Here is a 13,373-nt window from a genome sequence, read left to right as displayed (position 1 = left end):
GCATGAGCCTGCCACGGGCTGCTCGTGGTCTCAAGATCCCGTACGTGGTCCGCAACGGCTGGCAGAGCCGAGGCCTGGCCATGGCCGCCGCCCTGACCTGCTACAAGAAGCTCGCGAAACTTGCCACGTGAGACAACCTCTAACGCTGAGACGACATGCAGGACCGAGCCAACGCGCTGCCATCGGCACGTCCGGACGGCAACCAGGCCAGCTCGGCGTGACGCCCCGTAGCGCTCGGATCGCGGCATGACAGTGATGTAGATCTTGGGATGTTTTTTGCAGTTTCTACGTAGATCCTCAACGCCTCAGGCCACCCTCGATGCCGGCTGCTGGAACGACGATGAACTGTTCGACCGCGACCTCGACGCCATTCTCACCGCGACACCCGACGGGCGGCCTGGCCCACCGATTTGTCGCCGTCGGTGTACTCGGAGAAAATCTCGTCGAGGATCCTCCGCGAGCTCGCCGTCGCCGCCTCGCCGTCGTCCAGCGCGTTGGCGTAGTTGAGAAGCGTCTTCCAGAGCGCCCAGCCACGCCCGCGCGCCCATGTCGCGTCATCGACGGACAGGCGCTCCCGGAACGCCCGCCGGCCGTCGCCAGTCAGCAACATCCAAGCGACCGCCAAGTCACAGGAGGGATCCCCAACACCGCAGGTCCCGAAGTCGATGACCGCCGCCAGTTGCCCGCCGTTGAGCAGGAGATTTCCCTGCGCGATGTCACCGTGGAACCAGCGCTCCACACCGTCCCAGCGCGCGTCCAAGGCGCACTTCCAGATCTCGCTGGCCATATCGACATCGATACGGCCGTCGAGTGCCGTGAGCCCTCGGTTGGCCTCCCCGTCGTAGGTGCGCAGGGTGCCACCCCGGTACCAGTTGTGCTGGCCTGGACGGGGGCCGTCAGCGGTATCGACGCCTTGCAGGGCCACGATGAACTCGGCCAGGTCGAGCGCGAACCGGACCGGGTCGGCGATGCGGTCCAACCGCGCGGTTTCGCCCTCGAGCCACTGGTAGATCGACCAGGAGTACGGATAACCCTCGCCGGACTCGCCTCTCGCCATCGGGGTGGAGATAGGCAGCGGGAGACGGGGGGCGAACACCGGAAGCCACTTGTGCTCCTTGTCGACCGCCTCGGTGTACTCGAACGCGCTCGGCAGGCGCACCGACATCCCGGAGCCGAGGTGGAAGGTCCAGTTGTCCCAGCCGCCGTTGGCGACCCGCTCGACCGGGAGGTCAGCCCAATGCGGGAACTGGCTGGCGACGAGCCGGCGCACCTGGTCCACGTCGACCGCGATGCGTTTGGGAAGCGGGCCGAGATCTGGAGTGTCGCTCAAGAAGTGTCCTCACCGTGCAGCTCAGGAGGCCCAACGTAGCTGTACCGCCTGGCCTGCCTCACCGGGCGACGGTATCCACTGGCAACCGGAGACGTCCACGAAATCCGAGCCTTACCGCGGTGTCACCGCCCGGTCAGCGGCAGATCCGGATACGTGACCTTGGCAAATCCGCACGGCGGCGGTGGTAACAGCCGTGACGGTGACAATCGGATCGTGGATCAGGCCGGTCAGGCGGCCGGTTCGCTAGTGGGCGACCGGTGGCCTCCGTGGCACGCGACCAACGCGTCTGCGACGATTTCAGCGTCAGCTTCTGCGACGTCCGCTGGGTACTCCGGTAGCAGGTCGTCCCAGACGACCAGCCACGACCCGTACAATTGGGCCTGCCCCTCGGGCCGAGCGAAGAACCAGACGTGCAGGTGGGCGCCACCATCTCCGATGCGGTAGACGTGGGCCCGCGAGATGTGCGGCAGTGCCTGCATGTGGCGGACGATGCGAGTGCTCAATAGCCCCAGTTCGGCGGCCAGTTCGTCAGGTAGATCCGCCATGTCGTAGTGATCGCGCGGATACAGCATGAGCACCAGCGGGACGCCCACTCCCGGAATCCGGGCCAGGCGCCAGTGATCGTTGAACCAGATCCCTTCGTCCCGGTCGCGGCAGGCGTTGCAGTCCGACGGATCCTCGCCGTGCCGCGCGGGCTCCGGGAGCACCGGCGGGCGCAACGGCGCTACGCGCAGTCCGTCCGGCTCGAACGGGCTGATCTCCCATCCCGTCATGCGCGCCAACGGGAGCCGGCGTTCGCTGTCCGCGACGGCGACTGCGTGGTCATAGAACTCGTCCGGTCGCAAGGCCATGCGGCGAAGACTAGTACGACAAGATTCCAAGTGATCGACAGCCCCGTTGTGGCTGCCAGGCACCGCCCGATGGTCTCGTACTCGATGGTCCGGATGAACTCGAAGCATCCGCTCGTCGGCACGACAGCGCACTGCGCCGGGCGGGGCCAACGCGCGGACAGCGGCAGATCCGGACGCGACCAATCCCATTCGCGTCCTTAGGACACTCGTACTCTCCGCGTTCCTGCTGTGTCCGCTACTCGCGGCCGACCCAGGTCGCGATGCATGCCTCATTACCCTCGGCGTCGGCCAGCACCCACCACATTGGCGCATGCGTGTCGGAAACGACGCGCCCCCCGGCTGCCAGGGCGGCGGCGATGCGGTCCTCCGCTTGATCGTGCGGGACGGCGATGTCCACGTGCATCCGATTGCGTTGCGGTCGCACCGTCTCCATGGGTTGCAGCCCGAATCCGGGGCCCCGTCGCGCCGGATCGGCCAGGTAGTCGTCACCGATCTGCTGGTACCCAAGCAGCGCCTGCCAGAACGGCAGCACGTCGGAGTTCACCAGGGCATCGAGGGTGATGTTGATGAGCTGCACCGCGTTGGGGTCGGCGGGGATGCCCAGCGCCCGGGCAGCGGCCGATATCCGTCGAGCCAATGAGATGTCACGCCGGGACAGCGACACGGTGACGCCAGCGTGGCGCAGGTCCAGGTTGAGATGCTCCTGCTCGTCCCGGCCGGCAAGACGGCCGATCTCTTCGACGAACGCGATCCCCGCCGACAGCGAGCCGGTCCGGAAGTAGGCCGAGACCAGGTGGTAGAGACAACGCCAGTCCTCGACACCGTCAGCCGCGTGGAAACGCCCAGCAGTGATCTGCACCGTCACGTTTGCGAACCTAACATCGACGGCGGACCGAATACCCACTGCGGCTTGGCGACCCCCTCCGGGGACGGTCCGTCAAGGCGTCCGCTCATCGGCTACTTGTTTCATTGCTCTAGGACCGCGGCCCGGCCAGGCTTCGGTCTAGACGCTCGGGCTGTCGCTCTCACATCGGCTGCCCACCTTGGTGTGGCTCTCATTTGGCCTGCGCAGTCCCGGGCGTCGCTGCAGAGCAGGGAGAGGCTCAAGAGGGGTTTGCGCAGCTCGAAGTAGCGATGCCCTCCCAGCTCGACGAACCGGTCGGATCGAGCAACGGAGGACATGTGAACCCGTCGGACCGTGTGGTCATCGGCATGGACCCGCACAAATGCTCCGCCACCATCGAGGTGATGACCAGCGACGAAACCATCCTGGGCACCGGCCGCTTCAGCACCGACCGCGACGGCTATGCGGCGATGGTCAAGTATGCCCAGCAGTGGCCGAACCGGGTCTGGGCTGTCGAAGGATGCCAAGGCATCGGCCGGCACATCGCCACCCGGCTGCTCGCCAACGGCGAGGAAGTCGTCGACGTCCCACCGAAGCTGTCAGCCCGAGCGCGGGTCTTCGCGACCGGCCAGGGCCGCAAGACCGACGCCACCGACGCCCACTCCATCGCCCTGGTCGCCACGCGGATGACAGGGCTGCGCCCGCTGGTCAACGACGAACAGCTGGCCGTTCTGAGGATTCTGGTCGACCGCCGCCGGTCCCTCGGTGAGGACCACACCCGGATGGTGTCCCAACTGCACCAACTGCTGTTGGAACTGATCCCGGGAGGGGCCAAGAAGAGCCTGTCCGCCGCCCAGGCCAAGGCCCTGCTGGCCACGGTCCGACCGCGCGACGCGGCCGGCAAGGCCCGGCGCCGGGTAGCCGCGGAACTGATCGCAGACCTCGAGCGGATCTACCAGCGTTCCAAGCAGGCCGACAAAGAGCTCAAGGAACTGGTCGCTGCCACCGGCACCACACTGATGGACCTGCACGGCATAGGACCGTCCGGCGCCGCACGACTGCTGGTCGAAGTCGGCGACGTCACCCGCTTCCCGGACCGAGGACATTTCGCGTCCTGGAACGGCACCGCTCCCATCGATGCATCCTCCGGCGACCAGGTCCGCCACAGGCTCTCCCGAGCGGGCAACCGACAGATCAACCGGGTCCTGCACATCATGGCCACCGTCCAGCTACGCAACCCAACCGAAGGCCGCGCCTACTTCGACCGCAAAAAGGCATCCGGGAAGACCTCGATGGAAGCCATGAGGGCCGTGAAGCGGCGCCTGTCCGATGTCGTCTACCGACAGATGATCAACAACGCCACGGCAACTGTGGCGACGGGTCCGGGAGGACACCGGGGAGCGTCAACAAACTCCAGCGCGACCAGCTCTCATCCCCACGCCGGCTCTTCGGAGAAGTCACTTCCCGAACCCGCCGACAACCAGCTTAGAACCTCAGTCTCGCTGGCGCCTTGACACAGAGGGGAGCCATGTCCGTGCGCTGACGGCGCCGACTTGCCGCAACTGCATAGCGCGCGGATCGCGGCATGACCGGTCACGCTATGCCGAGCAACCAGCGCCGGCATGACAGCGGCAGTCCGTTTGCGCCACTCCGCATGCGGCAATCTCGCCCACTCGGCGAGTGGGCGCGCGAAGAGCCTGGCGGGCATAAGGTCGGCTCAACACGGCGGCCTTCGCGAGACTAGGACGGGGCAGGACATGGACCAAGGCATCCGCGACGAGGTGCTCGGCCGCCTGGCTGAGGCAGTCGGGTCCGTCACAGTCGCACGCCCGACGCGGGTTGCCATCGACGGACCGCCCGCCGCCGGCAAGACCACGCTCGCCGACGAGCTGGCCATCGTCCTGCGCACACAGGGCCGCGACGTCATCCGCGCGACGATCGACGATTTCCTCTTCCCCCGGGCACAGCGCTATCCGCGCGGCGAGTACTCGGCCGAAGGCTGCTACTTCGACACCCACGACTACGACGCGCTGAACCGGGTTCTGCTCGATCCGCTCGGCCCGGGCGGAGATCGACGCTTCCAGTACGCGGTGTACGACCGCACCACGGATACTGCCCTGTCCCCGCCGGTCATGACTGCCCCCGCCGACGCCGTGCTGGTCTTCGACGGCGTCTTCCTCATGCGCCCGGAACTGATTGATCGGTGGGATCTGCGCGTCTTCGTGTCGACCGCGCTCGAGAAGACCGTGGATCGTGCCGTGATCCGAGAGCGCCGGGTGTTATCTCGGGCCGAAGTCGAACGGCGCTGGCGCGAGCGTTACATCCCCTCCCAACAGCTCTACTTCGCTACGGTCCGCCCGACCGATCACGTCGACATCATCGTGCACAACGACGAGCCCCAGCAGCCGGTCTGGGAGACCCAAACACACTGACCGCGCTCAGTTCGGCAGAGCCGCGAACGGCTGGCTATGTTCCGGAGGCCATGTAGGCGGCGAGGATGTAGTTGGGGTGACGATCGAGGTTCTTGCGGGCCTGGTACCGGCGTACGTCCTGCAGCCAACGTACGTACCGCTCGATGTCCACCCGCGCCGCAGCCAGCGGGTCAACGTCTTGGTCGGTGCACCAACGGAGGAAGACTCGCAGGTCGGATTCGGTGTGGACGCGAGTCTGCCCACGGTAGCGGCCAAGGAAGGCTGACACCGCAGCGCGCACAACGAGCTGATCGACCGGTACGACACTAGAAGCGGAAGCAGGAGAGGTAGCCATACATCACCGTGCGTCACCAGCGGCGATGAACACCAGCCCACCCGGAGCGGCATGACAGCGCATGTGACCTTGGGGCAGCAGTGCCGGGTAGCGCCGCGCCCGGCGGACCGCACGACACCGCCGCTTCTGGCAGGATCCGTCGGATGCGCAGACTGATGGTGCTCCTTCTCGTGATGGCTGTTGCCGGCTGCGGCGACGGTGACGCGACCGAGACGGGAGCCACCGAACAGTTCACCCAGGGCGGCGTCAGTATGGAGCCGACGGTCAAGGCCGGCCAGGTTGTCACCGCACGGACAGTAACCGGCACGTATGAGGCACGGCGCGGCGATGTCGTCCTGATCCGTTCCCCCGGCGGTCTCTGGGGTGACCATAAGGCGCCGCTGCTCAAACGCGTCGTCGCGGTCGGCGGCGAAACCATCGCCTGCTGCGATACCTCGGGCAAGGTGACGGTCGACGGTAAGCCGCTGGCCGAGCCGTATGTGGCTGAGGACGCGTCGCTCGACGAGCCGCCGAACCCAAACTACTGCGGGCCGCGCCGGTTCGCCGCGGTTACCGTGCCGGCCGACTCCGTCTTCGTCATGGGCAATGCCGCGATGACGGGCTCCTCCTCGCAGAGCCTGAGAGATTCGGATGTGACCGAATCAGTGGTGTCGAGTCTAGCGACTCTCCCAGGATGGGCGAGCGCGAGCCGACCGGCCGCCCGAAACGAGGGAGATCGCCGTGCATGACGTGACCAGCCAGAGCGAGATCAGCGCCGACTGGGAGCGGCGGGTCGCCGAGGCGTGGGCGACGATGGACAGCTTCGCCGAGGACGACTTCGTCAGTCGGATCGGCGAGCTGGCCGCTGAACTACCGGCCGACAGCGCGGTCGGCCTGTTCGAGCGCGCCTGCGCGTGGGACTCGACCGGGCACTCCGATCTGGCTGTCCCGCTCTACCGGCAGGCACTGCAGGCTGGGCTCACCGGGCTGCGGCGGCGCCGGACGATCATCCAGATGTCCAGCTCGCTGCGCAACCTCGGTCGCGCCGGGGAGAGCGTGGCGCTCCTGATGGCCGAACGGGACGCCGGTAGCGACGAACTCGACGACGCGGTCGCGGGGTTCCTGGCTCTGGCGCTGGTCGACGTCGGGCGCGAGCGGGAGGCCGTCGTGCTGGCGCTGGGCGCACTCGCCCCGCACCTGGCGCGTTACCAGCGGTCGATGGGCAATTATGCCCGGCTGCTCATCGAGGGGAACCCGGCGTAGCGGCACGGATGCGGCAGCTGACTGGGCCGTACACATCCTCATCTCGACACGTCCGTGCGCGTGCCGCGGAGGCTTGTCGCGATGCTGAGTAGCGCACTGATCGCGGCATGTGCGTACACCCGATCGTTTTTGCCCGCCCGGGCGATCTATCGCGGGCTCGCCGCCGAGACCTGGGACGCGCTGCGGGACGGGGTCCGCCGCCACGCCGACCACCAGGTCGCGGAGATCGAGCGGCCGGCGGCGGACCCGTAACCCGGGCTACCGCTCGTCGAGCAGGTCGCGCAGCTCACGCAACGCTTCGCGGAGCCGGTCGGCAAACGTGTACATCATGCCGGCGACCGGGCGCGGGGTGCTGAGGTACAGGTTGAACCGGTCCGGCAGCAGCACGTACGCGATCCCGATGCAGCGACTGCTGGTGGCCCCGAACCCGAAGTAGCGGATGCTGGTCGACGGCGCCGAGCTGGTGCTCAGGTAGTCGTCGCGCATCTTGAGCCACCCCGGCGTCTCGTACAGCCGGGACGACTCGGGCACGCCGAGCGCCGCCCCACGCCGCTTTTGGATCAGCTGCAGCTCCCACAGGTGCTGCTCCGGTGCCGCACCGGCCTGGCACTGCTTCGCCCGTTCGACATGCTTGTCGGCCGCGGCCCGGAACGCCGCCCGCCGCTCGTCGGGTGACGCGGCGGGGTCGTCCATCGTGGACACGAACCGCAGCACCTCGGGCGTGACGACGCGCATCGCCTCGGTCCGCCCCCGCAGGTACTGGCGGGTGGCGATGGACTCGTACGTGGCGCCGATGAAGCCCTTGGCCCGCTTGTGCGCGAGCTGGTATGCCACCTGCACGAACGCGTCCGGCGACACCCGCAGCCGCTTGACCTCGTCCACCCCGAACTCGTCGAAGGACAGGGTCACGGTGGCGGTGTCCGCGCCGTATTGGGCGAACGACCGTGCCGCGGCGGCGATGTCCGCCCGCAGCGCGTCGTCGAGCACGAACGTGACCGGCTCGATCGCCGGCACCCCCTGCGCCGCCGCACCCGACTGCGCGGCGTGCTCCTCGGGCGACGCGGCGAGCATCGTGTCGACGAAGCTGAGGATGGTGGTGCCGTCCAGCCCGCAGTGCTCGACGTTGATGCCGGACGTGCCGTCGGCGAACACGATGAGCGACACCGCCTTGTCGAACCACCGGTTGCCGCTGTCGCCGTGCAGCAACTGGTCGCAGGCCGCCAGGTCGTCGGCCGGCGTCAGGTCCTCCAGGCACACGCAGAACAGCGCCGTCTCGATGGTGTCCAGCGCCGCGGCGTTACCGGGATCCAGTGCCGCCAGCCGGTCCCTGGCCGCCGCCCACTCGGCCCGGGCCATCGTGGTGAGATGACCGGCCGCGGTGGCCGTCGCGGCCCGCGCGGCACCGGCCTTCTGCACCTCACGCAGGCCGGACGCCAGGTCGTCGAGGGAGTACGGGCGCCCGTCCGGACCGACCACGTCCATCCGGAACGCGTTGCCGCGCTGGAACACCACGATGTGCCGCGCCGTCGACGGGCCCGGCATCTCGTCGCTGTACGGCGCTCGGACGGTGTCCTGCACCGGCCCCGGGATGCGGGTGGTCGAGAACAGGAACTTGTTCTGCTCCATCGACAACGGCTGCCCGCGCGTCACGATCGGCGGGATGCGCTCGTCGTCGAGCTGGGTCTTGTAGTTCACGGCGGCGGCGATGAGCCTCGCCGCGCGCTCCACCTGCGGCTCGGCGAACCCGCGCAACGGCGTGTCGCGGAACAGGAAGATGAAGTTGGCGTTCAACGCGATCCGGTCCCGGCGACCGAGATAGCGCGCCGGCCAGAACGTGTCCAACCAGCTGTGCGTGGCCGGATCCGCGTTGTACCGCACCAGATCGGCGTGCAGCTTCGGCCCCGGACCGTCGGCCCGCCCGAACTCCTGCACCGCGGCCTCGGTGTCGGCGAACTCTTCCTTCGTCAGCAGCGGCGTAGACCACTCGAGGAACCGGGCGCAGGTGTCCTCCAGCGCGGGCAACGGCACCCGCGGCAGCGTGTTCTCGTTTTCGAACGTGCTCACTCGGTCTCCTGGAATTCGCTGCTCATCGGGCGGCCTTCTGGGTCAGTGACTGGTCAACGTCAAAGGTCAAGGGGTCCGGAGTGCCGATGGGCCGGGAAACGTAGAGCTGAGCGTACAACCACCCGTCGGTCTCCAGACCCTCCGAATCAACGCCGGCGGCGGACATCGTCTCCAGCACCTGCCGCTGTTCCCGGTCGGACGCGAAACGGCGCTGCCGGAACGTCCGGTCCACCCGCACCGTGTCGTAACCGAGGGCCGCGAGGCTGTCGGCGATCGGTTCGAACGGGAACATCCGCAGCGCGAAATGCGCCATCCACGGCAGCCGGTCCCGGCGGGAGTCGACGACGCGCACGAGCGTCCGGCCGGTGACGTAGCCGAGGCATCCGGTGGAGATCACGATGTCGGCACCGGCGAACAGGGCGCGCTGCCGCGCCGTGGGTTCGCGCGCCTCCAGGTCGGCCTGCACGGCGTCGTCGAGGAACCCGGCCGCCGATGCGTACCCCAGCGCCGGCCGGGACACGTCCAGCCCCACGAACCGGGCCGGGGACCGGTGCGCCCGGACCAGCTCACGATCGCGCTCCAGCAGCGCTTGCCGGGTGCACTCGGCGCCGGCGTAGCGGTCGTACAGGTCGTCCATGGTGGCGTCGCAGCGCAGCAGCGCCGCGTTGACGCCGTAGGAGCAGCCGACGTCGACGACGGTCGGGACGGCCACCTGCCGCGATTGGCGGTACTGCCCGATGATTTGCTGGAAATAGGGCTTGGCGAGTTGGGGAATGTAATAGTCGAGCTCACGCAGGGTGGTGAAATAGGCGCGGGGATCGGGTTGCGTGTAGATGCCGTCGAGGGAAACTTTTCCGGTCCGGTCGAAACGCACGGGGGCGGCTCCTCGCGATTACTAATCCAGCAACTGGTCGACTCGCACGGCATTGCGCTCGGCGTCGCGGTGCGCGGGCAGGACCCGGCCGAACAGCTGCCGCGTACGGGCGACGCTGCCCATCACGCCGGGGCGTTCGGAGTAGGCGAAGATCGCTGAGTGCCGGGCGGTGGCGCCGCGCACCGCGCTCACCCGGTGCAGCGCGTACCGGCCCTTGAACAGCTGGAGGTCACCGGGGCGCAGGGTCAGGGCCCGCACCGGCGAGCGGTCGGCGCCGGTGAGCACCGAACGGACGGCGCCGAAGTTCTCCGCGCCCGCCGAACGGATGTTCGGGCAGTACTCGAAGACGCCGCCCTCCTCCGGCTCCTGGGTCAGCATGCTGACGGTGAACTCGTTGGTGTCGAAGTGCCACGGGTGCTCCATGCCGGGCTGCACGACGTTGAGCACCAGGCCGGACAGCGGGTCGGCGAGCTCGTGCAGCTCCGGGAGTTCGAAACAGGCGGCGACGAAGCGCACGAACGACGGGTCGATGTAGAGCCGCTGGATGACACTGTCGGTGGGGATCCGGTCGCGCGGGACGAACGCGTTGCCGCGCTGCATGACGATGCGGCCCGGGTGCTCGGCCGGCAGGTCGTCGTCGAACGCGATGTTGTAGACGTTGGTCTCCTCAACGTCGTAGTACGCCAGCGGGGCGACCCCGGCGCCTTCCCGCCGCAGCGCCTCCCAGCTGCTCGGCAGAATGAACTCCGGCAGCACGCTGCACCCGACTTCGCGCAGTTCGGTGCGCGTTCGGGAAACGACGCGTTCCCATGCGTCGCTTCCCGGGTCGGCCAGTGGATAGCGCGCGGTGTCCACGACATGCATTGGACGGATCCCTTCTTCAATGGTGGCGACATGAAGAAATGCGGAATCCTAACAAAATTCACCGGCGTCTACCCCATGTTGGTTACATTGTTCACAGCGCCGCGGCCGGAGCGCGGCCCGCTGGACCAGCCCAACTACTGGTAGTCCGCCCGGGGTGCCGCCCCGGGGCCGGCCGACGGTCATGGCGCGTCCCGTCGCGCGGCCGAGGCGCTACGGGCGGCGTCCGAACAGGCCCGGAACGTCATGCACCGTCTCCCCGGCCCGGGTCAGCTCACCGCGCAGGAACAGGGTGCCGCCGTGATCTCCGCGTGTCCGCAGCGCAAGCGCACGTCGGTGGACGGCGGAGCGCGCAGGCATACGGGCCCGTACAACCGAAAACCGCTTGCTGCACCCGGTGGGCTCAGGGAAGGTGGTGTCCATGACGTTCTGACGGACAGCAACCCGTTGCTCCGAGGCTCCACGGCGCCGACCCGCGCCGTCATGCCGTCCGTCCATACCTTCTTTCAGGGAAGAGTGCGTCTTTGTCTCAGCGACACTTGCGGCAGGAGTTCCTGCCGCGGTCCACCCCGGCCATGGGTTCGGCCACCGTCACCGTGTTCGCTTCCCCCACAAGCTGGATCGAGTCCGATGCCCACGCGCAGTGCCACCAGGTGGCCGCCCTCGACGGCATGATCCACGTCGCCGCCATGCCGGACCTGCACCCCGGCAAGGGCGCCCCCATCGGCGCCGCCATGGCGTCGACCGTGTTGTACCCGTTCCTGGTGGGCTCCGACATCGGTTGCGGCATCGCTGTGTTCCCCATCCAGCTCAAGCGCGCCGTGCCCGAGAAGCTTGCCGCCCAGTTCCCCGACCTCGACCGAGCGCTGCGTCCTGAGCAGGATGCCGACGACCCGGCCTGGGCCGTTGTGGAGGGCGATATTCCCGCCGGTCACGTCGAGGGCCTCGGGACGGTCGGCCGGGGTAACCACTTCGTTGAGCTGGCGCGGATCGAGACCGTCTTCGAGCCGGGCCACGCGAGCCGTCTCGGGCTCGCCACCGGCGACCTCGTTCTCATTGTCCACAGCGGTTCCCGAGGGCTGGGCGAGCGGATCCTGCGGGCGCACACCGCGGTCCACGGCGCGGGTCCCGCCCCGGATCCCGCCGACTATCTGGCGATGCATGACGACGCCGTACGCTGGGGATCACTCAATCGGCGGCTGATGGCCGCCCGGGTCGCCCATGCGTTGGGGACCGAGCCCACCGAGCCGATCGTCGACCAGTGCCACAACCTGGTCGAGAATCGCGACGGGGTCTACCTGCACCGCAAGGGGGCGGCGCCGGGTGACGGCCGCGACGTGCTCATCGCCGGTACGCGAGGCACCCGTTCCTGCCTGGTGGCCGCCCACGCCGGCCCCGATGCCAACCATTCGGTGGCGCACGGCGCGGGCCGCAAGATGTCGCGCGCCGACGCCCTGCGCCGGGGCCGGGCCAAGCACACGGTCGAGGAGCTGCGCCGCACGCCGGTGGGGTCGCTGGTGGTGTGCGGCGACCGCCAGCTGCTCTTCGAGGAGGCGCCAACGGCCTACAAGCGCATCGAGCAAGTGATCGCCGACCTCGTCGACCACGACCTGGCCACGCCCGTGGCCACCACGGTCCCCCTGGTCACGTACAAGACGCCCGACCTCGGGTCCACGCCCCAACGGGACCGCCGGGACCGCCGCCGCATGCGAGGCCGGCGGTGAGCCTCCACCTACTCCTGTCGGCCGGGCGCGGCCCGCAGGAGTGTGCCTGGGCGCTGGCCCGGCTGCTGCGCCGCCTGGAAGCCGACGCCACACGGCAGAATCTGGAGACCCATCGGGTCCAGACCGTTCCCGGTGACCGGCCCGACACCTACCGATCGGTCCTGGTCCAGATCTCCGGAGCTGGCGCCGAGGCGTTCGCTGCCTCGTGGACCGGAACCCTGTGCTGGCAGGCCCCCAGCCCATACCGGGCCAACACCGGTCGAAAGAACTGGTATGTCATCGCCGAACCGTGCCAGGCCGGCATCCCGCGCACGACGTTCGCGGAAGCGGATGTCGACGTCATCGCCTGCCGCACCGGCGGACCCGGCGGTCAACACCGAAACAAGGCCAGCACGGCGGTGCGGGCGACCCACCGCCCCTCGGGGATAGTCGTCGTGGTCGACACCGAGCGGCAGTTCAGCCTCAACCGCCGCACCGCCATGCAGCTCCTGCGACGGCGCATCGAGCACGGCGACGAGGCGGCAGGGCGCGCCGTTACCACCGCCCGCTGGCGCATCCACGATCAGCTCGAACGTGGCAACCCCACCCGCATCGAACGTCCGGAGACGTCGGGACAGGACCTGGCCCCCCAGGAATGGACGCGCCAGCGACGGCGGCAGTCCCCACGGCCGCGCTCGCCGCGGTAAGACACCCCGCCGCTGGACGTGAGCGTCGCCGCCTTCCAAAGCTGCGACGATAAGCTTTCTGATCAGCAGGGCGTCCGCGTCAGCCATCGCTCAGGGCCAGGTCTGACGGGCGCAACGCGGGTCGGACGGAT

At 68.5% G+C, this 13,373-nt stretch carries 15 protein-coding genes; 9 read left to right on the top strand and 6 right to left on the bottom strand.

Features of this window, described 5'->3' with window-relative positions; translation table 11 throughout:
- Positions 1 to 2: 2 nt before the first annotated feature.
- Positions 3 to 131 carry a hypothetical protein gene (locus ACTWM8_RS09645; protein WP_446213494.1) on the top strand — a complete coding sequence of 43 codons (129 nt, stop codon included), beginning with the start codon at positions 3 to 5 and terminating at the stop codon, positions 129 to 131.
- A 242-nt stretch (positions 132 to 373) separates the two neighbouring features.
- Here the strand turns inward: ACTWM8_RS09645 and ACTWM8_RS09640 are convergent, their stop codons facing one another.
- The 3 genes from ACTWM8_RS09640 to ACTWM8_RS09630 form a co-directional block, all read right to left on the bottom strand.
- Positions 374 to 1,330 carry an aminoglycoside phosphotransferase family protein gene (locus tag ACTWM8_RS09640; protein WP_446213493.1) on the bottom strand — a complete coding sequence of 319 codons (957 nt, stop codon included), beginning with the start codon at positions 1,328 to 1,330 and terminating at the stop codon, positions 374 to 376.
- A gap of 227 nt (positions 1,331 to 1,557) precedes the next feature.
- A complete protein-coding gene (locus tag ACTWM8_RS09635) occupies positions 1,558 to 2,181 on the bottom strand; it encodes a hypothetical protein (protein ID WP_446213492.1) in 624 nt (207 codons plus the stop codon).
- 235 nt (positions 2,182 to 2,416) lie between these two features.
- Positions 2,417 to 3,046: a VOC family protein gene (locus ACTWM8_RS09630; RefSeq protein WP_446213491.1), complete on the bottom strand. Its 630-nt coding sequence runs from the start codon at positions 3,044 to 3,046 to the stop codon at positions 2,417 to 2,419.
- A 383-nt stretch (positions 3,047 to 3,429) separates the two neighbouring features.
- Here ACTWM8_RS09630 and ACTWM8_RS09625 point away from each other — a divergent pair, with 383 nt between their 5' ends.
- The 6 genes from ACTWM8_RS09625 (at position 3,430) to ACTWM8_RS09600 (ending at position 7,285) form a co-directional block, all read left to right on the top strand.
- Positions 3,430 to 4,539 carry an IS110 family transposase gene (locus ACTWM8_RS09625; protein WP_446213490.1) on the top strand — a complete coding sequence of 370 codons (1,110 nt, stop codon included), beginning with the start codon at positions 3,430 to 3,432 and terminating at the stop codon, positions 4,537 to 4,539.
- Between the two features lie 243 nt (positions 4,540 to 4,782).
- A complete protein-coding gene (locus ACTWM8_RS09620) occupies positions 4,783 to 5,457 on the top strand; it encodes a cytidylate kinase family protein (protein WP_446213489.1) in 675 nt (224 codons plus the stop codon).
- Positions 5,458 to 5,533: 76 nt separating this feature from the next.
- Complete coding sequence (locus ACTWM8_RS09615; RefSeq protein ID WP_446213488.1) at positions 5,534 to 5,722, top strand: hypothetical protein; 189 nt, start codon at positions 5,534 to 5,536, stop codon at positions 5,720 to 5,722.
- Between the two features lie 212 nt (positions 5,723 to 5,934).
- Entirely contained in the window at positions 5,935 to 6,519 is a 585-nt protein-coding gene (gene lepB, locus ACTWM8_RS09610; protein WP_446213487.1) for a signal peptidase I, read from the top strand.
- Positions 6,512 to 7,033 carry a tetratricopeptide repeat protein gene (locus tag ACTWM8_RS09605; protein WP_446213486.1) on the top strand — a complete coding sequence of 174 codons (522 nt, stop codon included), beginning with the start codon at positions 6,512 to 6,514 and terminating at the stop codon, positions 7,031 to 7,033. The genes lepB and ACTWM8_RS09605 overlap by 8 nt, the downstream gene beginning before the upstream one ends.
- Positions 7,034 to 7,114: 81 nt before the next feature.
- Positions 7,115 to 7,285: a hypothetical protein gene (locus tag ACTWM8_RS09600; protein ID WP_446213485.1), complete on the top strand. Its 171-nt coding sequence runs from the start codon at positions 7,115 to 7,117 to the stop codon at positions 7,283 to 7,285.
- 6 nt (positions 7,286 to 7,291) lie between these two features.
- Here ACTWM8_RS09600 and ACTWM8_RS09595 read toward each other — a convergent pair whose 3' ends face one another.
- From ACTWM8_RS09595 to ACTWM8_RS09585, 3 genes are read right to left on the bottom strand one after another with little or no spacing between them, the layout of a single operon-like run.
- On the bottom strand, positions 7,292 to 9,097 hold the full coding sequence (locus ACTWM8_RS09595) for a choline/carnitine O-acyltransferase (RefSeq protein WP_446213484.1): 1,806 nt from the start codon (positions 9,095 to 9,097) through the stop codon (positions 7,292 to 7,294).
- A gap of 22 nt (positions 9,098 to 9,119) precedes the next feature.
- Positions 9,120 to 9,971 carry a hypothetical protein gene (locus ACTWM8_RS09590; RefSeq protein WP_446213483.1) on the bottom strand — a complete coding sequence of 284 codons (852 nt, stop codon included), beginning with the start codon at positions 9,969 to 9,971 and terminating at the stop codon, positions 9,120 to 9,122.
- Positions 9,972 to 9,992: 21 nt separating this feature from the next.
- Positions 9,993 to 10,835 (bottom strand): HalD/BesD family halogenase, encoded by an 843-nt coding sequence (locus tag ACTWM8_RS09585; protein ID WP_446213482.1) that lies wholly within the window; start codon positions 10,833 to 10,835, stop codon positions 9,993 to 9,995.
- Between the two features lie 572 nt (positions 10,836 to 11,407).
- Between ACTWM8_RS09585 and ACTWM8_RS09580 the strand changes: the two genes are divergently transcribed.
- A complete protein-coding gene (locus ACTWM8_RS09580; RefSeq protein WP_446214512.1) occupies positions 11,408 to 12,556 on the top strand; it encodes an RNA ligase RtcB family protein in 1,149 nt (382 codons plus the stop codon).
- Positions 12,553 to 13,242, top strand: a complete 690-nt coding sequence (gene prfH, locus ACTWM8_RS09575; RefSeq protein WP_446213481.1) for a peptide chain release factor H — start codon at positions 12,553 to 12,555, stop codon at positions 13,240 to 13,242. The genes ACTWM8_RS09580 and prfH overlap by 4 nt, the downstream gene beginning before the upstream one ends.
- The last annotated feature ends 131 nt before the right edge of the window (positions 13,243 to 13,373 follow it).

The sequence above is a fragment of the Micromonospora sp. IBSANI012 genome (assembly GCF_052814045.1).
The sequence above is the reverse complement of the archived record's forward strand: the minus strand, read 5'-3'. Positions and strand labels throughout refer to the sequence as shown.